Raw genomic sequence first — 22,674 nt, 5'->3', positions numbered from 1 at the left:
TGTCAAGCTTCGCGCTCTCTGCTTCTAAGTTAACACTTTTGAGGCTTTAGTCATTAGTCATGAGTCATTCGAGCAAATTTGAATTTTTCATTTTCACTTAAAAATAAAGTGGCACGGGCTTACCATTTTTTGTATCCCAAAAATTTTCCCGACATAATTATTTTCACTCGATCGCCTTTTGGGTCTGCTTCTTTCTCGACATCCAAAGTAAAGTCGATCGCGCTCATAATCCCGTCACCAAATTTTTCGTTAATCACTGCTTTGAGTGGCATCCCGTAAACCTGCATAATTTCATAGAAACGATAAATCAGGGGGTCAACCGGAACCGAGGATTCCAAAGAGCCTTTTAAGGGAGGTTCACAGAGAACCGCAGCCGTCTCGCTATCTAGTCCCAAAGCCGAGATAATTTTCTCGGCTTCATCTGCTGATGCGGTAGCTTGACGGTAAATAACCGCCGCAATCCAAACTTCGTCGCGCCCCAAAACTTTTTCCAAATCTGCAAAACTAATTCCCTTAGCTTTTTTAGCCGCCAAAAGCTTTTCTGTAATTCCTGAAATTGCCATTAAATATTCTCCCCTTCACTCCAGTGTCAGATGTGAAATATCTCTCATGTTTTGGGGATTTTGTCAATACCAAGTGGAGAAAAAAATCGAATTGATAGCTCGGATTATCAGCAAAAGCTGCTCTCGTCAACCCACAACTCATACAATTTGAGATTTGAGATTTGAGATGTTAGGTTGGCAATGACTGATGACTATCAGGGTTTGGAGCTAGTCAACAGTTGCATTCTTTTTTCCAACTGGTATCACTATTGATACAACTGATAAATCCTAAAATAACTCATAACTGCCCTGTGGCAATGGTACAGTTGGCAGTATATGTAATAAAAGTTACACAGGCCAAGGCATTCGGCATTGGGCAAACGGCGGAATTTTGAGCGTGCTAGCCTGAAGCTCAATCCTCGATCACGCAGCCACAGCCCCTTTACCACTCAAAACCGACAACTGACAAAAGTATGGAGATTCAGACCAAAGATTACACGATCCAGTACGATCGCGCTACGCAAACAGTCACCTGTAGCGGCTCGTTCCGACTCAGCCAGGCGGAAGAATACGAACCGATCGTCGATCTGCTCAACGAAGTGGCTGACTCCTGCCCAAACACCGTTACTCTAGACTTGCGAAAGCTAGAATTTTTAAATAGTTCTGGAATTAATATTGTCTCAAAATTTGTGATCAAAGTGCGCCAGCAAAAAAATATTCAAATCGCCATCAAAGGTTCTAAACAGATCCCCTGGCAGATAAAATCCCTGAAGAACTTGCAGCGGCTGATGCCTTCCTTGCACTTAGAATTGGAATAGTAGCGAAAAAGGTAAAGATGAATCCCCGGCTAAGTGGGGGAACCAGGATGAGGGTGGCTGAAGTTAATCGGAATAAGTCATAGTTAAACTAGCACAAAACCCTAAAAAACTTCAGAACCGACTAAAAATTACCAATTTTCAATTGCTATGCAGGAAGAACCATCGACAGAACAGCTACTTTTCGACGTTCAACGGCTGAGTGCGGAACTTGAAAACTTGAAGCGCGAAAAGGTTGACCTAGAACTTTTGCTGGAGACTACCACCGAACATTCAGATACGATGGAAGCTCACTTGCTGAGCAAAGCTGAGTTGGCCCTGCGTTCCAGCGAAGAGCAGTTTCGGGCGATTGCCTCGGCAACTCCTGTGCCGATATTAGTTTCTCGCCTCGGTGACGGCTTAATTCTGTATGCGAACGCTCAATTGGCTTCTCTCCTGAACATACCGCTAGAAAAATTGATCGGCTGCTGCACTCCAGACTTTTACTTCAACCCTGCCGATCGCCCAAAGGTACTTGAGGCACTTGCTAAAGACGGATACCTCCAAAACTACGAAATTCACTGCAAAAAATCAGACGGCACCGCTTTCTGGGCGATGATCTCGGTTCAGTCGCTGGTGTTTAACGGGCAGCAGACGGCATTGTGCGCCTTGTACGACCTCACCCAGCGCAAGGAAGCAGAACAAACCCTCCAAGAAAGCGAAAAGCGGCTCCGCCGCCAGAGTTTGGCTTTGTTGCAGCTAGGTAGGCAGAGGACTCTCAACAGCGGTGCGCTGAATGTGGGAATTCGCGAAATTACCGAGGCTGCAGCCCGGACTTTGGATGTGGAAAAAGTCAGCGTCTGGCTTTACAACCATGGAAGATTTGGAACTCGCTACCCCAGCGATCAGCAGCTAAATTTTACGGAGAGAGTGATCGCCCACAACCAAACAGAGCCACTCGATACAGACGGCACCCCCCGAGAGCAAAACGAGGGGGTTAATCATTCTAAGTTTAAAGTCCCCAACCTCAAATTAGTTTGTCTCGACTTGTACGATCGCACCCAGGAGAATCATTTGAGCCGGGAGTCCATATCGGCAAGCGATTTAAATTTATCAATTTTAGATGTGGAAGGCGACACACCGGGCGAAAATTTGCGATCGGACAATGGTTTAGAACCTACGACAAAGACTCAAAACTCTCTACAGACAAATTTGTCTCACTCATCTTCGCTAGCCGAACATTCCGCTGTGCTGCCAAATGCCAGCAAGCCCAATTCATCCATATTAAATGTAGCAATTAGGCTGGGCGGTCAGATCGTGGGCATCCTCTCTCTGGAACATATCGGCGCGCCCCGCCAGTGGGCTCTGGAGGAGCGCACCTTCGCCGATTCTTTGGCAAATTTGGTAGCGCTGGCGATCGAAGGATTTGAGCGCCAGCGGGCTCAGGAAGCACTCTCCAAAGCCAAAGCGCAGCTAGAAATGACCGTCGATCAGCGCACCACTCAACTCACCACCGCCAATAAACTGCTCCGCATCGAAATTGCCGAGCGCAAAAGAGCCGAAATAGCCTTGCAAGAAGCCTTACACAAAGCTGAAGCAGCTTCGAGAGCTAAAAGCACTTTTTTAGCCAATATGAGCCACGAGCTGCGGACGCCGCTCAACGCGATTATCGGTTACAGCGAAATGCTACAAGAAGAAGCACGAGAATCGGGACTCGAAGACATCATTCCCGATACCCAAAAAATTTATAACGCCGGCAAACACTTGCTGACTTTAATTAACGATATTCTAGACCTTTCTAAGATAGAAGCCGGACGGATGGAGCTTTATTTAGAAAAATTTGACCTCAGTAATTTAATAGAAGAAGTCGTTGCAACTTTGCACCCTTTGGTAGAAAAAAATCACAATCAATTGCAAGTTTCTTGCTCGGAAAATTTGGGAGTGATGTATGCAGATTTGACTAAAGTCCGGCAAATTCTCTTCAATTTGCTCTCGAATGCCCTGAAGTTTACCGAAGGTGGAACGGTGCTGTTGAGCGCGACTCGCGAACCAGCAGGCAGCAGCGATTGGGTTTATTTGCAGGTATCTGATACGGGGATTGGAATGTCGGCAGAACAGCAGCAGGGTTTGTTTCAACCTTTTATTCAAGGGGACGCTTCGACTACTCGCAAGTACGGTGGCACCGGTTTAGGATTGGCCATTAGCCGCTTGTTTTGCCAGATGATGGGCGGCGATATCACTGTTGAGAGTGAGTTGGAAATTGGCTCTACTTTTACTGTTCATTTAAAAACAAAGGTTGATATTAGTTAAAAGCAAGTTCGGCAACTAGCAATGTAGGGGATTTAAGGGATTTAAGGGGTGGGGGTTTTTCCAGAAATTGTGTACCGTATTTAACGGATTTAACGGATTTAACGGATAGCAAAAGATGGAAGAATTTCCCCATTACTAATTTTCCCATTACCAATTACCCATTACCAATTACCAATTCCCTTTTTAATTGTGACACCGATCGCGATCAACCTCTGTTATCGATCACACAGTAGCATTTTTTTTCAGCCTAGAATACCTATATTATTCCAAGATTGTCCTGCAGGCACGATCGGGCGCCTCGCTGCATTCACAAGTCCCACCTCAACCTAATTAAGGGGGTGGGGGGTTGCTTCCAGAAAGGCAATTTGGTAAAAGTAATGCTATGGTCGCGAACCAGTAGAAGGCAAAAGTTAACAGGAAATCAGGAAGTTTCAAAAGTCTCTGGACGCAGAAACACAATTCTGCTTTTTGCCTTCATGCTGCTTCTACTGGCGAGATAGCACTGCTGCTGAAAGCAATGCACAATTTCTCAGAATCAAAGGAGTGCATCTACATGATTAAACCTTGCAGTCAACCGCTAAAAATAAACCCTTTTACTTGTTATCGCGATCCGGCTACAGGCAGGTGGACTACTGTAGTTACAAGTGTTCCAAACACTGGCGAAACAGACTCTAGTTTAAAAGCAGAAGCCGAAGGCGAAAACGAAGGTAAAGCAGAAACGATCCTTTCTGCTTCGCCTGCTGTCTCGGTGTCGAAAAAAGTCCTTTCTTTCTCCGTGCCTCAGTTTAAACACCGTGCCAAAAAATCTGCTGTTAGTGTCAGCAGGTAGCTATCGCAGGGGTCTAATCTAGTTTCCACGGTTAGTCCCCGGCGCCCGTCAAACCAAACAAAACAAACTTATCCATAGCCTAAACTGCCAAAAAGCGATATACTGGCAGCAAACTTTCTCCTTCAATATCCGTGAAGTATTTGCTCGATCGCGCCGTCCAATTTGTATGGACAGACCGACCAATTCGCCAGCGGGGAACAGTCATTGTTGCTATCCCCGTGATTTGTCTGTTTGCCTCGCTGATAGGAATTGCAGGTCTCCGCGATAGTGCCCTATACCTAAGAAAGCGAGCAGATACTAATAAAATAATACTTCAGGAAACTAACCGCTTGTTAGCGACGATGGTGGATGCAGAGACGGGCATTCGGGGTTACGGGTTGACGAAACGTCGCGAATTTATATCACCCTACTTAGAAGCAAAGAAGAGTTTGCCTCCGCTGCTGGCTAAACTCAAGGTTATGGTTCAAGGAAATCAACTGCAAGCTCAGCGATTTGAAGATATAAAAAAAAGTAGCGAACAACATCTAAATTTCTTACAAAACACTTTGAATAAGCTAGACAATTCGGCAACAAGGGTGCAGTCGCCGGAAATAATTCAGGTGTTCGTTCAAGGCAAATCGAACCTGGATAACCTGCGCGCAAAAATTAATGCGTTTGCTGATGCCAGCGAAGCCTACCAAAAAGTTGTAGATAAGCAAATACGGGAGTTGAGAGAGTTCACTAATTTTCTGCAATTTGCTGGTTTGCTTTTCAACTGTTTGGGTGCAGGGGCTTCCTGGTATTTATTTGAGAGTTTAGAGAAGGAATTGAGGAAGCGGGAAGCTGGCTTGGAAGAAAGTAAAAGTCGCATTCAAGCTGTGGTTGACAATGCGGCTGACGGTATTATTACTTTGGACGAACGGGGAAATATTGAGTCTTTTAATAGGGCAGCAGAAAAGATTTTTGGCGAGAAAGCCGATCAAATAATTGGCTCAAACTTGCGGCGGCTGATATCTCAACCGCAGCCGTACAGCACCGTGGGGGATTATTCAATCGAATATTTTGTGTTACATCCCGATACTACCCTGAAGACTTATCAGCAAGAAACAGTTGGACTTCGCCACGACGGAACGAAGTTTCCGATGGAGTTGGCTGTCAGTGAAATGCGTCTGGCAGATCAACACTTGTTTATTGCTATTTGCCGCGATGCCAGAGGACGAAAACAAGCCGAGGAAACTCTGCGAAAGCAAGCGCAAATGCTGGATTTGGCAAACGATACGATCGCCGTACTAGACTTGAAGGGGGCGATTTCTTATTGGAATTCGGGGGCAAAGTGGCTCTACGGCTGGCGGAAGTCGCAAGCAATAGGAAAAAATATTCACAAGCTTTTACAAACAGAATGGACTCAACCTTTTGAGGTAATTCAAAAAGTGTTTTTCGAGCAGGGTTCTTGGCAAGGAGAACTGGTGCGAACCAAGAAAGACGGCACAAAAATAACGGTGGCAAGCCGCTGGACTTTGCAGTACGACGATCAAGATCAACCCGTGGCTATTTTGGAAATTAGCAACGATATTAGCGATCGCAAACGCTCAGAAATTGCTTTAGCCCAAAGCGCGCAGCGGTTTCGCGCTACTTTTGAACAGGCGGCAGTCGGCATGGTTCAAGCGAGTGTGGAAGGCAAATTTCTGTTAGTCAATCAAAAACTTTGCGAAATTTTGGGCTACAGCCGCCAAGAATTGGAGGAGAAAAAATTTCAGGATATTACTTGGCCTGGAGATTTGGCAAGCGAACTGGAACTTTTGCGCCAATTGTTAGCAGGAGAAATTGAAAATTTCTCTCTGGAAAAGCGTTACATCCGCAAAGACGGAGAGTTGCTGTGGGCAAACTTGACGGTTTCGCTGCTGCGAGAACAAAATGGCACTCAATTTCTGATGGGTGTGGTAGAAGATATTAGGGATCGCAAACAAGCGGAGGAATCGCTGCGGTTGCGCGCTCAAGAATTGAGGTTGACAGCCCAAAATCTGGCTCAAACGACGAATAGTTTAAAAAAGCGGAATCAAGAATTAGACCAGTTTGCTTATGTAGTTTCTCACGATTTGAAAGCGCCGCTCAGGGCGATCGCCAATCTCAGCACTTGGATAGAAGAGGACCTCAGCGAGTCGATGACAGAGGATACTCTACACCAAATGAACCTGCTGCGCGGCAGAGTTCACAGGATGGAAGGTTTGATTGAGGGGCTGCTGCAATATTCCCGCGTCGGACGGATTCAAGTGCCTTCAGAAATGGTAAAGGTTGAGAAGTTATTAGCAGAAATTATTGATTCGTTGGCGCCACCATCGGGATTTGAGGTGAAAGTTGAACCGGGAATGCCAAATTTTGTGACAGAAAGATTGCTGTTGCAGCAGGTTTTTTCTAATTTAATTAGCAACGCAATTAAGCACAACCGAGCTGAATCCGGTCACGTAAAAATATCGGTTAAAGACTTAGATGATTTTTACGAATTTTCTGTAGAGGATGACGGGCCGGGGATTGCTCCTCAATATCACGATAAAGTTTTTGTAATTTTTCAGACCTTGGAAGCTCGCGATAAAGTTGAAAATACTGGGATTGGTTTGTCGCTGGTGAAAAAAATTGTCGAAGGTCAAGGGGGCAGTATTTCCCTAGAATCTGCTGAAGGTGAGGGAGCAACTTTTCGGTTTACTTGGCCGAAGCAATCTATTAGCAAAGACGGAAAATAAAACAACTCTAAAGGTAGGATGTGTACGGAGCACCGCGATCAAAAGAGTAAATTTAGTAGGGTGCACACGGACTACCGAGAACCCGATAGCGACTGTTTAAACTGCATCACAACGGATTTCGATGATAAATCCATCAGGATCGTAAAAGTAAATGCCGCGTCCTGTAGCGCGAGTGACGGGGCCGCTGTCGATCGCAATTTGATTTGACTTTAGCACTTCCAGAGCGCGATCGAACAAATCCGGATCAATATCGAAGGCTAAGTGGTTGGCGCGGGTAAAAGCTTTCTCCGGGTCTGGGTTTGGCGGTTCCAAGTCGGGCTGCCAAAATAAGTCAATAACAGTGCCGTCTGGGGTGACGAAATTAGCGACTTTACCAGCCGCTACCATTTCTGTTAAAGTTGCGGGAATTTCTGCACCTGTTAGTTCGTGCAGGCCAAGAATGGTACCGTAGAAGTGGCGGGAAGCTGTCATGTCGCGCACGTTTAAAGCGATATGGTGAACGCGGCGCAAATTGCCCGGCGCGAGGACAATTTTGACGTTGTTTTCGGTAGTTTGCATGATTGTCATTAATTGCGAATGTTCAAATTGAAAGGAGTTTGATTTATTCAGATGGTCTGATGTAAAATAAGCATTTTCAGTGGGTAGTCAGGACTGGAACCCTCCGATTTCTATGAGGACTGAAGTCCTCACTACCAACACTTTTATTCGGGTCGTGCGATCGCACATCATATCGATTAGTATTATTTTTCTTTAGGAAAGGATGCCATGCCTACAAATAGCATGACCAGACCACCTGCCAGAATTGCGAAGGCAAGTACACCTACAACTAAATCTAATCCCGATGTATTTTCCATTAAATTAAACCGTTCTCCAATTAAATACAATCATCGCTATTTGTTCATGGTTGAGTGCTTGCACACAAGGGGGAAGAGCAGAAGAAAAAAAATAGCTTTCAACTTATTGGAAAAAAAGCCTATTAATTTCTTCTCTCTTCCCTAAACATCCATCCGTTAAATCAGTTAAATCCTGTACTCTGCTTAGTTGCCGAACTTCTTATTTCGCCAATTCTCGATCGATAGCAGCGATTAGTTCTGGTGAATCGGGGCCAACACTGCTGCGAAATCTGGCAACCACTTCACCCTGTTTGCTAACTAAGAACTTCTCAAAATTCCACGAAACCTCACCCTTGGGATCGACTGCACTCGTAAGCTTAGCGTACAGCGGGTGCTGCTGAGTGCCTTTAGCGCGTACTTTGTCAAATAATTCAAAGGTGACGCCGTATTTGGTAGTACAGAAATTGACGATTTCTGGATTACTTCCGGGTTCTTGACCGCCGAAGTCGTTGCATGGAAATCCTAAAACACGGAGTCCAGCCGCGCTGTATTTCTGGCTCAATTCTTCGAGTCCTTTGTATTGAGGTGTATAGCCACATTTGGAAGCTACATTAACTATCAAGAGTACCTGGCCAGCGTACTCTCCTAGCTGCTTGTCTTCGCCTGCGATCGTTGTTACTTTAATGTCGGAGATGGTGTTGGGCATTTTCAAATACTTTTAAATTTGACCACCACAATTTTACCGCAAGTCGGTAAAATTTTGTCTAGAGGCCGATCGCTAAAAATTTAAATATCCCGGTCGGGACGGGTTTACGGATCTCAGGCTTATATTATAGATATTGGTGAACCCGCCCCTACCAAAATTACGGTTAATTTACCCAACATGATCTAAGTAGATAGCGGTGAACTTTCTCCCCAGCACGACTCGCCACAGTCCGCTCTTAGATTTAAGTTTCTCGCTAATAGCTAAAATCTACAGGGAAAAGCACGAATATTTTAACTCTCTGAGTGGTGTTCCGTCATCCATTTTTGGTAAGTCTCCTCAAGTTGCTTGTCTTCGAGAACGAGTTCTAGGCGGACTTTGACGCAACCGTGACGGGGTTGAGAGGCGATCGAGTTTAAGATTTTGCTAGCTTTCTGCACAGAGGTAAATTCCGCCTTAACTGTCGGTTCCTGGCGATCGCTCTTAATCTCGGTCAAATCTATACCGGTGATGCTTCCCTCGCCTAAATCTATTTCTGCCAACACCTTGGGATCGTCGCCGACTTGTTCGACAATCAGCTTTTCCCACTGGATAGGCACTTGTACCATCCGAGTTTCAATTTCTTTACGCACTATGACTTCGCCGACTTTGCGCTTGCTGCGATTGATCACCAATCGTTCTTCTAGCAGGCGAATTACTTCTTGATCGACAATATCCAAGTTTTCCTCATCCTGATCTGTCTCCAAAGTTTCATCGGTGCGATCGGCATCTGTTAGATTTGACATAGCTGTTGAGGGATTTGTTAACTCACTGTTGCTGAATTCACTATGCGCTTCTGAGGCATTTTCTAAATACTGACTCCCCGGATTGGCCGAAACTCCCGGCAGCAGTTCGACTTGAGCTGAATTGATACTTACAAACAGGGCTTTTTGGTGATAATCGACTTTTTTTAGCAGCTTAATACTTAATAAAAAAGTGCGGGGAGTTTCGCTGCCTAGCCCTGCCACCACAAAGTTTAACTGACCGTTAGCATCAAAATAGACATCTTTAACCTTGCCTACTAAGAGACCTTGGTTGTCTTTGACGGTAAAACTTTTTAGCTTAGTTCTGACTTTTTCAGGCACCCGGTTGAGACGGGTTATTGATTTGGCACTTGCTATCTTTTCGGCTGATGCTTGACCGTTCATTTTTTAAACTTTCCTGCTTAGGGATTTTTATTATGAATTGGTAAGGGGAAATTGGTAAAGGCGGGGAAAGTGCATAAACGTTGCCAAAACCAGACAAGTTTTGTACCCCCCCCGCCGCTCACATATGAATTGCGCGATCGCCACCATTCCAATCAAACCTGCGCGGTGACAGAATTATGTCATTAAGGCGCAATTCCTATGCAATAGCTGTTGCGGTTGGTTTAGATGTTTTTATTATCTACAACCGCAGTTCCATCGGTCTTAATGTCTAATTCTTCACGACGCAAGGTTTCTTCGCCCTCAACCGTGCTGCGAACAACTTCTTTTCTGACGTTGACTTCTTCGCGCACGAAAGCTTCCTTGTGAATGTCGGCCGTTTCTTCGTAGACTTCCATGCGTGCAACTTCCCCTGATTGGAAGTCAGCCTCACCGACTGAGACTACTCGACCCGCTTCTACCGGGGTTACTCGATCGATTACAACTCGTTCTTTTTCAATGGGTACTGAAGCTCGCGCTGTTTCAGTTTCTACGCGCTTGCCAACTGCTACTTCGCCTGTTTTTGCGCGGTGTTTGTTGGCAATCAAGCGTTCTTCATAAAGCTTGAGATTTTGGTGCTGCTGTTCGTTGGTTTCGTAGAGGGGGCGGTCGATATCGTAGCTGTAGTTGCTGCGATCGTAGCTAGCAGGAGTTGCAGTGCTTGCAGCGGCAGTTTCTTGATTGCGGTAGACGCCTCTTACCTGTTCTTCGCGATCGTAATCTAATGGTTCTAATTCATTGTAAGCCGGCAATTGTTCTGCTTGAGCTTTGCTGCGAAGGCCTGTGGCGTGAACGCGACGGGCTCCGTAGTCGAAGCGGGCCGAGCCGATGGGCAACAATACTTTTTTGCCAAAAATCCAAATACCGGTATCAATTACCAGATAGCGGAAACGACCACTGTCATCAACCAAAGCATCATAAACCGTGCCTACTTTTTCATCAGAGTCGCCAGCATAAACATCAAATCCCTTGATGTCGTCTCCAGCAAAGATTTCTTCCTGATAATTAGGATAAAATTCTGCTAATTTTTGAAGTGCCATGTGTTTTTTCCTCTTTGCTCTACTTAAATTAATAGTAGAAATTAATTCGTTCACTTCCCTCTCCCTAAAGTCAGAAGTGTATAATTTAGGTTGTTTAATACTATAGGAATACTACGGCATCTCTGCTTCTGTGCTACCGCGCTCAGCTATTTTAAAGATTCTAAAACTCTACAATCGTCAATCTTATAACAACTATTAAAACTCAAAGCCAACCGTAGGGACACGGCATTGCTGTGTCCTACTCCCCCTGCAGGACACTCCTTTGCGCTGTGCCTACTGTTAATAATTGTTAACTAGGTGGTGAAAAATCAACCTTATATAGTAATACACAAATATCAAAGCCCCTCATCTTGCAGGAGAGGGGCTTCGGGGAAGCTAGAAATTTTAAGTTCAGAGTTGATTGAATTGAGTTCTGATAGCTTCTATCCTTGTGCGGTTAACTCCTAAATCCGACTCTCCCAGACGCGAAGCCGATCGCACATGAATGACTTTTGCTGCATCATCTACCAAAAATTCAACGTCATCAACAAACCCCATCAAAGCGCTGGTGAACTCCGCATACAGGTAATTATCAGTTGCCGTGATAATTTTAGTTTTTCCATAGGAGTCGATCGCCCCTGTGAGCTTTGCCAGCGCTTCACCAGCCGACGAAGTGTATGCCAAAGGCTCAATTTTGTGTTCGGCATCTTGACTGAAGCTGCTGACGCAGTTGGGGGAACTCGGGCACGCTGCGAGTTTTCCTGACTGAATCCCGATATTGGCAGGTCTTGTTCCAGCAAACATTGTCTTTTCTCCGGGTATAGCGATAAAAGTAGCGATCGACAGTACCGCTACTGCTACGAGTGATATTAAAATAACCAGGACTTTTTTCCATGCTGTCGGCGATTTTGTTTCAACTTTTTGCAAAGGATGAGCCCTCCTGAAAGTATAAATGCGGTCTACTTTTCATATTAATTGAAATTTACATCAAAAAAAAATTAAAAAGATTTCTTTTGTTCTTCAATTAACCAGTAAGTCAGCATTCTTCCTTTACCTTTAACCGGGATATGACCCCGTTCTTCCAAAACAAACTGCTCTTTCAAACGCTCGTAAGCCGCCGCAGTCACTTGAATTTTCCCAGGCAATCCGTTCGACTCCATGCGTGAAGCAACATTAACAGTATCCCCCCACAAATCATAGCTAAATTTACTAATCCCAATAATTCCAGCCACCACCGAACCGCTGTGAATTCCGAGCCGCAATTGAAAATTTTCTCCCATTTTGGCATTAAACCTCCTCAAAGCTGCCTGCATCTCCAAAGCTAAAAGTGCGATCGCCTCAGAATGATCCTCCCGCGGCGTCGGCAAACCCCCAACCACCATGTAAGCATCCCCAATCGTCTTAATCTTTTCCAACCCGTGCAATTCAGACAACCTATCGAACTCCGAGAAAATCCCGTTCAAAATTTCTACCAACTGCGTCGGACTTTTGTGAGCCGAAAACTCTGTAAAACCCACCAAATCAGCAAACAAGACGCTCACCTCATCAAAATGATCCGCTATCAACTTTTGCTCTTTTTGCAAGCGATCCGCAATAGGTTTCGGTAAAATATTCAGCAGCAATTTCTCGGTTTGTCCTTGCTGCACTTTCAGCGCTGCTTCAGCTTGTTTCCGCTGAATCAACGAACCTAGCTGCGTAGCAACCGCGCTCACTAATTCCAACAAGCGTGGCTGACATTTCAGAACTTTTTCGCGATAAAAAATTAAAATAGCTAACACTTGGTTGTCCGCCAAAATAGGCACCCCAAAAGCAGCTTTCAATCCCACACTAACCGCAATTTCCGCTCGTAAAAAAACTTGTTCCGGTGCAGTAGAAACATCATCTATCCATTCAGACTGCTGCGACTGCCAAATCCTACCTGGGAGTCCCACACCGGGAGCAAAAATCAACTGCCAACTTGTTTGTCGGAATTGGGCAAAACTGGAGTCACTGACGTACCTGCCTGTAGCGCATTTTAAAAAGCCCTCACTGCAAGGAATCCAAGCTTCGCCCAGATTCCATTCAATAGTTTTGCAAATTAAACCTAAAATCACATCTATAGCCGACTCAAAATCCTCAGATTTGCTAATAGCTTGAGTGGCTTCCAGCAGCAATCTCGTTTCCATTTCCACCTGGTGGCGTTCAGCGATTTCCTGGTGCAACTGGATATTTTGAGCGGTCAATTTTTGATTTTTTTCTTGCAATTGCATTTGTAATGAACGCACAGTAAGTTGATTGCTTACTCGCGCCAATACTTCTTTTACCTGAAAAGGTTTGGTGATATAATCTGCTCCGCCAACTTCAAACGCTTTTGCTTTATTTATTCCTTCTTCTAGCGCGCTGAGAAAAATGATGGGAATTTCCCTAAATTCCTGTTGTGATTTTAATTTTTTACATAGTTCGTAGCCGTCAATGTCCGGCATCATAATATCGAGTAAAATCAAATCGGGTGCGCTAGATTGAATAGCATCTAACGCCGAAAAACCATTAGTAACAGGTCTAACTTTATAGCCATTTTTTTGCAAAATCCTAATCAACAAACGCAGATTATCTGGCGTATCGTCAACTACTAAAATATCTGCTTGATAGTTTTCAGTTTGTTCCGCCTTGATCTGCATTATCTAATTCCTCCGCCTCGGCAATTAAATTGAGTATTTTCTGGTAATCAAAATTATCGAGATGACCCTGGAGGATTTCCGCCAATTCAGGATGAGGCTCCCTTATTTCGTCGATTGTCCTGACAATTAAGTCAAAATCAGCACTGCGGATTACTTGCTTCATATTGTCTATCCATTCTGCGGGAAGTTTAGGCAAATAAGCAAGCCCAGCATTAGGGAGGGAGCCAGATAAATTATTTCGATCGCCTATTGAGATAAAGTCCGTTGAGTTAGAGTAGAGATACTTCACCCCCAAATGTTTGGTGAGGGTATCAAATATATCTGTTTTACGGAAAGGTTTGCTAATAAAATCGTCGCAGCCGACCAATAAAGCAAACGTTTGCCTCCCTTCAATTGTACTAGCTGTCAAAGCAATAATCTTCGGAATCGGGGAGTCAGGATCGGAAATATTCATTTCCCCGTTTCCTTGCTGCTCTAGCTCTCTCTGCTTGATTCTAGCCTTAATTTGTTTAGTAGCTTCGTAGCCGTCCATCACTGGCATTCGCACATCCATCAAAATTAAGTGCGGATGCCAATTTTCCCACATTTCTATTGCTTCCTGGCCGTTGGTGGCTTGTTCCACCCCGAAACCCAAAGGAGAAAGCATTTTGACTAAAAGTTGGCGGTTGTCTTCGCGATCGTCCACAATTAAAATCCGGTAGCACGGTTGATTGGGTTCCAACCCAGTAACTTCGCGGTGAATTTGCGGATCTGGAATATCAGCAGCATAAACCGCACCGACTGGAATTTCAAATTTAAAAGTGGTGCCGAGTTCCAGTTGACTTTCTACGACAATTTCTCCTCCCATCAGGCGGACAAATTGACGGCTAATATTCAATCCTAAACCCGTGCCTTTCTGAATTTTTTGACCGGATGCTGTTTGCACAAAAGCCTTAAAAATATTCTCCAATTCTTCCGGAGAAATGCCAACTCCTGTATCTTCAATTTCAAACAGAAGGAAAAACCCCCTAACAGTTAAATTCTCAGCCTCTTCTTTCACTTCTAGGCGGGCAAAGTTACTGCTACTTGTCGAAAATTCCCGAATACTTCTTGTGGTATCAAAGCAAGATGTGGGACTGTCCAATAAATCCATAAATCCCGATTTGTCTAACTTTATAACTCTTAAGATGATTTCTCCTCTTTGCGTAAACTTAATCGCATTACTCAAAAGATTAATCAGCACTTGCCGCAGTTTAATATCATCTGTTCGCACATACTGAGGAACGTCAGCATCGCGCTGGAAACGCAACTGCAATTCTTGATTGTTTACCCGCAGTTGAAACATATCTTGCAAATCGTCAAGCAAGCGGTAAAGGTCTAAGTCTTTTGGGTTGAGCGTCATTCGCCCTGCTTCGATTTTTGACAAGTCTAAGACTTCATTGATCAAGGTTAGCAAGTGTTCGCCACTACGCCGAATAATTCTCATATTTTCTCGGTTTTCGACAGTAAGATCGGGGCTGGGTTCCATGATTTGTGCAAAGCCGAGTATAGAATTGAGAGGGGTGCGTAACTCGTGGCTCATATTGGCAATAAACGTGCTTTTAGCTTTGTTTGCTGCTTCAGCAGCTAATGCGGCTTGTTGCAGTTGTTCTGTGCGTTCGTCAATTTGGGCTTCTAAGGTGTGGTGGTATTCTGCTAGTATTTTTTCGGCTTGTTTGCGATCGCTAATATCTTGAAAAGCTGCGATCGCATAAACAATATTTCCGCTAGCGTCAAAAATCGGCGTGGTCTTGATCTCGATCGCAATTCTTTTGCCATCTTGACGGATTTCTACATCGTCAACCTTGACAGATTCTCCTTTCAGTGCGCGCAAAATTGGCAGATTATCCGGCGGGTACAGCTCATCAGTATTGGCAATATAAAGTTGATAAGTGGCAGCTAATTGTTCCGCAGTGCTTTCCGGGATAGTGTCTGCACCCAGCAAATCCCGCGCTGTCTGGTTGAAATAGGCGATCGAGCCATCGGGATGATAAACAGATACCCCCACTGGCAAAGCTTCTAAAAATTGACTCAGGCGGCTTTCACTCGCAGACAGCGCCTCATTTGCTAGCTTTAACTCCTCGTTTACTTCTTGCCGCTTATGAATTTCATCTGTTAGCTTTTGGTCTTGCAAATAACTGTGAACTGCTTCTACTACCGTTAATTTTAAGTCTTCATTTTGCCAAGGTTTAGGGATGTAACGGTACAATTTAGCATACTTAATAGCATTACTCAGCGCTTCCAAATCTGCTTGCCCCGTTAGCATAATGGTCAGCGTCTCCGGCGAGCTTTCGTGAATTCTTCTGAGCAGTTCATCCCCTTTAATATCCGGCATGATATAATCGGAAAGCACCAAAGCAATCTCGTATTCATCTGCCTGCAAATCTGCCAGCAAATCTAAAGCATCAGCCCCCCCTTCCGCCGTTTCAATAATACACCGATCGCCGATCGCCTTTTTCAGTTCAATCTTTAAACTGTTCAAAACGTCCGGTTCATCATCAATACAAACAATCACAGGTTTTTTCATAACTTAGCCAGCCCAGATTTGATAGTCTCTATTAACTCTTTGCTTTGCCAGGGTTTGTACAAACAACAGTATAAATCTGCTTCTTTTACTGCCCGCTGAACTGCCGCTGCCTCCGCTTGTCCCGTCAACATCACCTTAATAATTTTAGGATATTTTTGGTGAACTTTAATTAAAAGTTCGTCACCTTTAATTCCCGGCATCAGCCAATCAGAAACAACCACAATCACCTGAGATTCTTCTTGAAACTCCTCAAGTAAATCCAAAGCTTCATCACCACTTTCAGCTAATTCATAAAAGTAATCATTTTTAAATTCCTTCTTTAGCTGCATCTTGAGAGTATTCAAGATATCGGGTTCATCATCAACGCAAAGAATTATAGGCTTATTCATCTTTTCCTCTCTGCTTGAATTTTAGTAGGTTTACCGACATAACTTGCTTTTACGTTATTGATTTCGGGCAAGGATGTAGGATATCTGTCCCCTATCTTATACCATTTTAGATTTTAGATTTTAGATTTTAGATGGGAATGACTAATTTCCTAAGGGTTGGGAACTTGCCTACAGTTACATTTTTTTTTAAAGTGGTATTATTTTAATATGACTTCCGAAGATAAACCCGGTTGCTCGCAATAAATCTTGTATTTGTCAGCGAGACAGCGACGAGTATCACCGGGAATCAGCCCCGGCAGGTAAGTTTTGTTTAATAAATTGGCAGCGAGACTGTAAAAGTTGTCTGCCCCGGTACAGAATATACAGTAATTGTGCCTTCGTGTTTTTCGACAATTTTTCTCACGATATCCAATCCCAAACCGCTACCTTCGCCCGCAGATTTAGTGGTAAAAAAGGGCTGAAAAATTTTGGGAATAACTTCTGGGGGAATGCCTTTGCCGTTATCAGTAAATGTGAGGAAAATATTTGCCTCTTGCTGCCGAGTTTCAATGGTCAAAATACCTTTATAATCCATTGCTTGCAGGGCATTATAAAGGATATTCGTCCAAACTTGATTTAAATCATCGGGATAGCACATAATTTCGGGTAAATCTCCATAATTTTTAACTACTTCTATACCGTGTTTAAGTTGATTTTGATAAAGGGTTAACACCGTTTCAATGCCGTCGTGCAAGTTCGCCTGGATTTTTTCTGGTTTGCTATCAAAATGAGCGTAGGTTTTTAGGGCAAATACTACTTTCCCCGACTTCGCGGTTGCTCTTTGGATCAGGCTAATACTTTTTTTAAAGCTCGCAAACTGGTAAGCACTATTTAAAACCACTTCCCAATCCGGCGATTTAAAAAGTGGCAAGAACTCTTCTATTTTTTCGTAAATTTCCATATCAACTAAAGTATCCGCAATTTCCTCGGAGTTTTCCACAAATTCTGCCATCAACTCCCCCGTCAACTGCTGCTTAAATTTCCGCTTCTCTCTGCTCGTAAATAAAGTTTCTTGATGTGTAGTTCTGTAGAGTAAATTAAAAAAATAACCTTGGTTTTCGTGAGAAAGTTCTTGAAAAATTTTAGGAAAGTTTTGTAAAAACTCATCCGAAAAATTAGCTATATTATTGATAGAGGAACCTATAATGCCTAGGGGGGTATTAATTTCGTGGGCAATGCCGGCAATTAGTTGTCCGAGAGCGGCCATTTTTTCCGATTGAATCAAATGCTCTTGGGTGGCTTGGAGTTGGTGCAGGGCAGTTGCTAAATCTTGATTTTTTTCTTGCAAAGTTTGTTGCAGAGAACAAATTTTTAAATGAGTTTCTATCCGGGCTAAAACTTCTTCAACCTGAAACGGTTTAGTAATAAAGTCTACTCCTCCAACTGCAAAGGCTTTAACTTTATCCAGCACGTCATTAATCGCACTAATAAAAATAACAGGAATGTCTTTGGTAATTTCCGAAGCTTTGAGTTCCTGGCAAACTTGATAGCCGTCCATCTCTGGCATCATAATATCCAGCAGCACTAGATCGGGGGGCATTTTTTGAGCGGCCGATAATGCTAGCTTGCCGTTGGGGACAGGGCGAACTTGATAGCCTTTTTCGCTCAAAATTCCGGTTAGCAGCCGCAGATTTTCGGGCGTATCGTCCACTACTAAAATATTAGCTCGATTGGTTTTAGGTGAAGTTGAAGTCATCGGGTATTTACTGTTTATCGCTGAGTTCGATTATGTTCAAAATTTTGTCATATTCAAAATTATTAATGCAATCTTGAAGCTTGCCCGCAAGAGAGGGATTGACAGTGCCGATTTGTGCGATCGAAGTTGCGATCGCCTCCATGTCCACACTCAAAATATTTTGCTTGAATTGGGCCATCCAGTCTGGAGAAAGAGAGGCGAAAGCCTCCGGTGTCAGCACCTCCTGACTAGACTCCCCTACACCTGCGGCACTTACTGCGGTTGGATCTTCATAAATATAGCGTACTCCTAAATGTTTTCCCATTGCCACAAAAATGTCCTCCTCTCGGAATGGTTTCCGCATAAAATCATCGCAACCCGCCGAAAGAATCACCGCCCGTTCTTCCTCCAAAACGCTAGCAGTTAGGGCCACAATCGCCGTTGCTTGCCCGCCAGTTGTAGTTTTAATCTGTTTCGTTGCCTCGTAGCCGTCCATGACAGGCATTCTCATGTCCATCCAAATCAGATGCGGTTCCCACTCCATAAAAATATCAACCGCTTCTTTACCGTTATTCGCTTCTCTCAACTCAAATCCGAGTGGACTGAGAAGTTTTACCAACAGTTGGCGGTTCAAAGGTTTGTCGTCCACAATTAGCAAACGATAACTCGGCTGATTCGGTTCGAGGGCAACAACTCGACGTTGAGTTTTTTTGCTTTCAATATCACTAGCTTCAACCAGATGAACTTGGATATCAAACTGAAATACTGCACCCTTTCCGAGCTCGCTGCTAACAGTAATTTCACCCCCCATTAATTGCACGAACTGGCGGCTAATAGCTAAACCTAAACCCGTTCCTTCCTGAGAATCTTTACCTGTTTTCGTCTGCACGAATGCTTCAAACAACTGATTAATTTCCTCAGCAGCAATGCCTGCACCAGTATCTTGAACTTCAAAATGCAGCCAGTAGCGGCCGGGCAATTGGTCAGTGCTGTTTTTATGTATATTCCGCCTTCCTGCTTTGACTTGCACCGACACTCCCCCTTCTGAAGTAAATTTAATTGCATTATTGAGCAAATTAATTAATACTTGCCGCAATTTAACTTCATCAGTACAAATATAATGGGGAACTTCTGCGTCTCTGTCGAAGATTAATTGCAAACCTTTTTGCTCAGCTTTGAGAGCAAACATATCTTCTAAATCGTCGATTAGTTGGTAAAGATCGAAGCTTTTTTCATTAATAGTCGTGCGTCCCGCTTCGATTTTTGACAAGTCTAAAACTTGGTTAATTAAAGCCAGTAAATGTTCGCCACTCCGCAGGATAATTCCGACATCTTCTTGATTTTCCTGAGACAACGTTTTACTGCGGATCATGACTTGAGCAAAGCCGATAACCGCGTTCAGGGGCGATCGCAATTCGTGACTCATATTGGCGAGAAAGGTACTCTTCGCTTTGTTGGCTGCTTCGGCGGCTTCTTTCGCCTGCTGCATTTTGATTTCCGCTTGTTTGTTATCAGTAATATCTTTAATAAAACCTTCATAGTAAAGTAGATTTCTTGCTTCATCGCAGACAGCGCGACAATTTTCCGAAATCCAGATTATGCTGCCATCTTTGCGGTAAATTTCCGATTCAAAGTTTGATAGTATCCCGTACTCGTTCATCAGCGCTGCAAATTCGTCGCGGCGGTTGGGTTTCACGTAAAGCTGGTTATTGAAATTCGGCTGTGCTGCTATTAAATCTGCAGGCGAGTCGTAACCGTAGATGTTAGCTAAAGCGGGGTTAGCGCTGATGTATTTTCCGTCAATAGCAGTTTGAAAAATTCCATTCAAAGCATTTTCATAAATGTTGCGGTACTTTTCTTCTGCTTCCCGGAGAGCAGTTTCTGCTTTTTGGCGATCGGTAATATCACTAGAAATAGACAAAAAACAAGCTTCTCCCTCAATATCGATGGTTTCAATCGACAGCAGTGCCGTTCTTTCTGTACCATTTTTATTGCGAAACCTCAGCTCATAATTGTGAAGGGCAGTCTTGTTTTTTAACATTGAAATCATGCGATCCCGCTCTCCCAAACTCGCCCAAAAATTGAGTTCTACCGCTGTTTTTCCAATAATTTCTTCGTGACTGTAGCCCATCATTCGACAAAAGCTTTCATTGACTTCTATGTGGCGACCATCGCTGATTCTAGTCAGGGTAATCGCATTAGGACTTAAACGAAAAGCTTTAGAAAACTTTTCTTTTGCCTTGGCAAGATCGGCGGTACGTTCTGCAACTTGCACTGCTAAATTGTCGTTGTATTCCCTTAATAATTTTTCGGCTAGTTTGCGTTCTGTAATATCTTGAAAAGCACACATTCCATAGATAATATTTCCTTGGGCGTCGTAAATAGGAGTCCCCGAAATTTGCATGGGAACAGTTTTGTCTTTAGAGCAGATTTCAATGTCATCAACAGTGACATTTTTACCCTGCAAAGCATTTAACATTGGGTCGCGTTCCGCCGGATAAATTTCCTGAGTTCCAGCTAAATAAGCTCCGTAGGATTGGCGCAAATTTTCGGCATCGGCTGCCACAAGTCCTTGACCTAAAAGCTGCTCTCCTATAGGATTAATGTAGTGAGGTTGACCGTTTCCATCGGCAATAAAAATCCCTAGCGGTACTGCATTGAGAAATTGTTTTACTCGGTTTTCGCTTTCCGAGAGCGAAGTAAAGGAATGCTGCAATTGCTCTGCCATGCTGTTAAAAGAAGTGGCAAGTTCTCCGAGTTCATCTTGGCGATTTAGAGTGAGCTTTGTATCCCATTCATTCCGCGCCAAAGCTTTCGCCGCCGCATTCAATTTTAAAATCGGCTGCACCACCCATTTAGCAGTAAGAATCCCCAGAATTGTCGCCCCGATCAAAGCTGCAACCGACAGCAAAAAAGTCGTGCGCGTATTGGTGTTAATTTGTTCCATAAAGTCCGATTCTGGCACAACTACTACAATCAGCCAATCCAAGCCTCGATTGTCTGCAAAAGGAGCTACCTGAATAAAATTTCGCTTGCCATCAACATCAAAAGTAAGCTGTTGAGAATTATTGATTTTAGCTAAGCTATCGTAGGATTTATCTAAATGTTGTGCAGTTTGGCGAATTACCGGATTCTCGCTTTCTGAAGCTTTAATGCGTCTAGTTTCTTTACCTTCCACGACGAATTCTTGACTCGCCGTTGAAGTGGCAATTAACATCCCCGATCGCTCCATGACAAAAGTTTGTCCCGATTTGCCAATTTTGAGGCTAACCAGAAATTCTTTGATGCGGGAAAACAGCAAATCGCTGCCCGCTACGCCTAACAACTTGCCAGCGTCGTCGTAGATAGGCAAAGCAGCAGTAATTGCCAGTTCCCTCGTCAAAAAATCTGTATAAATTGGAGTCCAAATAGGTTTTTTGGCGGCAGCGGCAGCTATGTACCACGGGCGAGTTCGCGGGTCGTAAATATCTGGTGAAATTTCCACTAATTGAAGGCGATTTCCCCGATAGTCACCAGTATATCGAGCTAATTTATTGCCAGTAGAGCTGTCGGCAGCAGATATCAAAGTCAGCTCTTTAGTGCGGATTGCTCCCGAATGTTCTCCATTTTCTTTGCCTGTGTAAATGATGCTGATCGAATCAAAATATTGAATTTGTTCGAGGAAATGATGTTCTAGTTTTTGGTTGTCTTCTAGGTTCAACTGCCCCAATTTTATGCCTTGAAGGTTCAGGTGATTGACTATGTGGGGAATTGACATATAATTTTCCATGCGGTCTTTGATGCGATCGCTAATTTCTCCCCGCAACTGAGCGGCAACATCGTTGACCGCCCGTTGACCGTTTTGGAACGACAGCCAACCTACAACTCCTACGGTGCCGACAATTTGCACTAAAAAAGGAACCACGAACACAGTTTGTAATGGAACTTTGCCGATAATTTTGGTAGCAAAGCGATTGAGCGGTTTAGAAAACATAGCCATCTTAAGAGGAATTGGGAATTGGAAATTGTTTTGAGTTTTGATTGGAAATCATCTTCCCTTTGCCCTTCCTTTTCTCCTTCTGCTGTAGTTTACTGACAACAGCACCGTCGATCAATTTATATCAAAATAGTGTATTTCTACTCAGAGTTTTTTCGTAACTACTGATACAGATCATTGGGCGCGATCGACCTAAGTCGAAATCATCTGATTTATTGCACCATTCTCCATAAGTCTGGGAGGGGCGGGCCAGAAGAGCAACGGCCCACAATATCAAACTCACTCTTGGCTTCACAGGCCCGAATAGCCTGTTAAGCGAAATGGTAAAACATTTCAGTTTGAACTCACATCTTGCACCATTCTCGCTTAACAGGCAAGATGCCTGTGCCACAACAACTACATTTTCTTTCTTGTGGGGAGTAG

General features: G+C 43.9%; 15 protein-coding genes. 4 read left to right on the top strand and 11 right to left on the bottom strand.

Features of this window, described 5'->3' with window-relative positions:
- Positions 1 to 119: 119 nt before the first annotated feature.
- Positions 120 to 563: a cyanase gene (gene cynS, locus QUA70_RS09880; RefSeq protein ID WP_333333568.1), complete on the bottom strand. Its 444-nt coding sequence runs from the start codon at positions 561 to 563 to the stop codon at positions 120 to 122.
- 452 nt (positions 564 to 1,015) lie between these two features.
- Between cynS and QUA70_RS09875 the strand changes: the two genes are divergently transcribed.
- The 4 genes from QUA70_RS09875 (at position 1,016) to QUA70_RS09860 (ending at position 7,192) form a co-directional block, all read left to right on the top strand.
- Positions 1,016 to 1,360: a slr1659 superfamily regulator gene (locus tag QUA70_RS09875; protein ID WP_333081406.1), complete on the top strand. Its 345-nt coding sequence runs from the start codon at positions 1,016 to 1,018 to the stop codon at positions 1,358 to 1,360.
- Positions 1,361 to 1,507: 147 nt separating this feature from the next.
- Positions 1,508 to 3,646, top strand: coding sequence for an ATP-binding protein (locus QUA70_RS09870; protein ID WP_333333570.1), 2,139 nt, complete (start codon positions 1,508 to 1,510; stop codon positions 3,644 to 3,646).
- A gap of 553 nt (positions 3,647 to 4,199) precedes the next feature.
- Positions 4,200 to 4,475 (top strand): hypothetical protein, encoded by a 276-nt coding sequence (locus tag QUA70_RS09865; RefSeq protein ID WP_333410390.1) that lies wholly within the window; start codon positions 4,200 to 4,202, stop codon positions 4,473 to 4,475.
- A gap of 131 nt (positions 4,476 to 4,606) precedes the next feature.
- Positions 4,607 to 7,192, top strand: coding sequence for a PAS domain S-box protein (locus tag QUA70_RS09860; RefSeq protein WP_333346623.1), 2,586 nt, complete (start codon positions 4,607 to 4,609; stop codon positions 7,190 to 7,192).
- Between the two features lie 96 nt (positions 7,193 to 7,288).
- Here the strand turns inward: QUA70_RS09860 and QUA70_RS09855 are convergent, their stop codons facing one another.
- From QUA70_RS09855 to QUA70_RS09810, 10 genes are all read right to left on the bottom strand, one after another.
- The gene (locus QUA70_RS09855) at positions 7,289 to 7,750 is read right to left on the bottom strand and encodes a VOC family protein (protein WP_333334405.1); all 462 of its coding nucleotides are present in this window, start codon (positions 7,748 to 7,750) and stop codon (positions 7,289 to 7,291) included.
- Between the two features lie 495 nt (positions 7,751 to 8,245).
- Positions 8,246 to 8,731: a glutathione peroxidase gene (locus tag QUA70_RS09850; RefSeq protein ID WP_333334403.1), complete on the bottom strand. Its 486-nt coding sequence runs from the start codon at positions 8,729 to 8,731 to the stop codon at positions 8,246 to 8,248.
- A 290-nt stretch (positions 8,732 to 9,021) separates the two neighbouring features.
- Positions 9,022 to 9,915, bottom strand: coding sequence for a DUF2382 domain-containing protein (locus tag QUA70_RS09845; protein ID WP_333346621.1), 894 nt, complete (start codon positions 9,913 to 9,915; stop codon positions 9,022 to 9,024).
- A 221-nt stretch (positions 9,916 to 10,136) separates the two neighbouring features.
- Positions 10,137 to 10,991, bottom strand: coding sequence for a DUF2382 domain-containing protein (locus tag QUA70_RS09840; RefSeq protein WP_333346618.1), 855 nt, complete (start codon positions 10,989 to 10,991; stop codon positions 10,137 to 10,139).
- 390 nt (positions 10,992 to 11,381) lie between these two features.
- Positions 11,382 to 11,897, bottom strand: a complete 516-nt coding sequence (locus QUA70_RS09835) for a DUF1499 domain-containing protein (RefSeq protein WP_333346616.1) — start codon at positions 11,895 to 11,897, stop codon at positions 11,382 to 11,384.
- 71 nt (positions 11,898 to 11,968) lie between these two features.
- Positions 11,969 to 13,627, bottom strand: a complete 1,659-nt coding sequence (locus QUA70_RS09830) for an adenylate/guanylate cyclase domain-containing protein (RefSeq protein WP_333346613.1) — start codon at positions 13,625 to 13,627, stop codon at positions 11,969 to 11,971.
- A complete protein-coding gene (locus QUA70_RS09825) occupies positions 13,602 to 16,172 on the bottom strand; it encodes a response regulator (protein WP_333346611.1) in 2,571 nt (856 codons plus the stop codon). The genes QUA70_RS09830 and QUA70_RS09825 overlap by 26 nt, the downstream gene beginning before the upstream one ends.
- Positions 16,169 to 16,561 (bottom strand): response regulator, encoded by a 393-nt coding sequence (locus QUA70_RS09820; protein ID WP_333334392.1) that lies wholly within the window; start codon positions 16,559 to 16,561, stop codon positions 16,169 to 16,171. Before QUA70_RS09820 ends, QUA70_RS09825 begins: the two co-directional genes overlap by 4 nt.
- Before the next feature lie 310 nt (positions 16,562 to 16,871).
- Positions 16,872 to 18,296, bottom strand: coding sequence for a response regulator (locus tag QUA70_RS09815; RefSeq protein WP_333346608.1), 1,425 nt, complete (start codon positions 18,294 to 18,296; stop codon positions 16,872 to 16,874).
- 7 nt (positions 18,297 to 18,303) lie between these two features.
- The gene (locus tag QUA70_RS09810; protein ID WP_333346603.1) at positions 18,304 to 22,248 is read right to left on the bottom strand and encodes a PAS domain S-box protein; all 3,945 of its coding nucleotides are present in this window, start codon (positions 22,246 to 22,248) and stop codon (positions 18,304 to 18,306) included.
- Positions 22,249 to 22,674 lie beyond the last annotated feature (426 nt).

It is taken from the genome of Microcoleus sp. LAD1_D5, assembly GCF_036702115.1.
Taxonomy (GTDB): domain Bacteria; phylum Cyanobacteriota; class Cyanobacteriia; order Cyanobacteriales; family Microcoleaceae; genus Microcoleus.
This window is presented reverse-complemented; position numbering and strand designations above follow the sequence as displayed.

Bases quoted from the DNA above. Each gene is read 5' to 3' on its own strand.
- cynS (WP_333333568.1), bottom strand. From the start codon at position 563: ATGGCAATTTCAGGAATTACAGAAAAGCTTTTGGCGGCTAAAAAAGCT.
- QUA70_RS09875 (WP_333081406.1), top strand. From the start codon at position 1,016: ATGGAGATTCAGACCAAAGATTACACGATCCAGTACGATCGCGCTACG.
- QUA70_RS09870 (WP_333333570.1), top strand. From the start codon at position 1,508: ATGCAGGAAGAACCATCGACAGAACAGCTACTTTTCGACGTTCAACGG.
- QUA70_RS09865 (WP_333410390.1), top strand. From the start codon at position 4,200: ATGATTAAACCTTGCAGTCAACCGCTAAAAATAAACCCTTTTACTTGT.
- QUA70_RS09855 (WP_333334405.1), bottom strand. From the start codon at position 7,750: ATGCAAACTACCGAAAACAACGTCAAAATTGTCCTCGCGCCGGGCAAT.
- QUA70_RS09850 (WP_333334403.1), bottom strand. From the start codon at position 8,731: ATGCCCAACACCATCTCCGACATTAAAGTAACAACGATCGCAGGCGAA.
- QUA70_RS09845 (WP_333346621.1), bottom strand. From the start codon at position 9,915: ATGAACGGTCAAGCATCAGCCGAAAAGATAGCAAGTGCCAAATCAATA.
- QUA70_RS09840 (WP_333346618.1), bottom strand. From the start codon at position 10,991: ATGGCACTTCAAAAATTAGCAGAATTTTATCCTAATTATCAGGAAGAA.
- QUA70_RS09830 (WP_333346613.1), bottom strand. From the start codon at position 13,627: ATGCAGATCAAGGCGGAACAAACTGAAAACTATCAAGCAGATATTTTA.
- QUA70_RS09825 (WP_333346611.1), bottom strand. From the start codon at position 16,172: ATGAAAAAACCTGTGATTGTTTGTATTGATGATGAACCGGACGTTTTG.
- QUA70_RS09820 (WP_333334392.1), bottom strand. From the start codon at position 16,561: ATGAATAAGCCTATAATTCTTTGCGTTGATGATGAACCCGATATCTTG.
- QUA70_RS09815 (WP_333346608.1), bottom strand. From the start codon at position 18,296: ATGACTTCAACTTCACCTAAAACCAATCGAGCTAATATTTTAGTAGTG.
- QUA70_RS09810 (WP_333346603.1), bottom strand. From the start codon at position 22,248: ATGTTTTCTAAACCGCTCAATCGCTTTGCTACCAAAATTATCGGCAAA.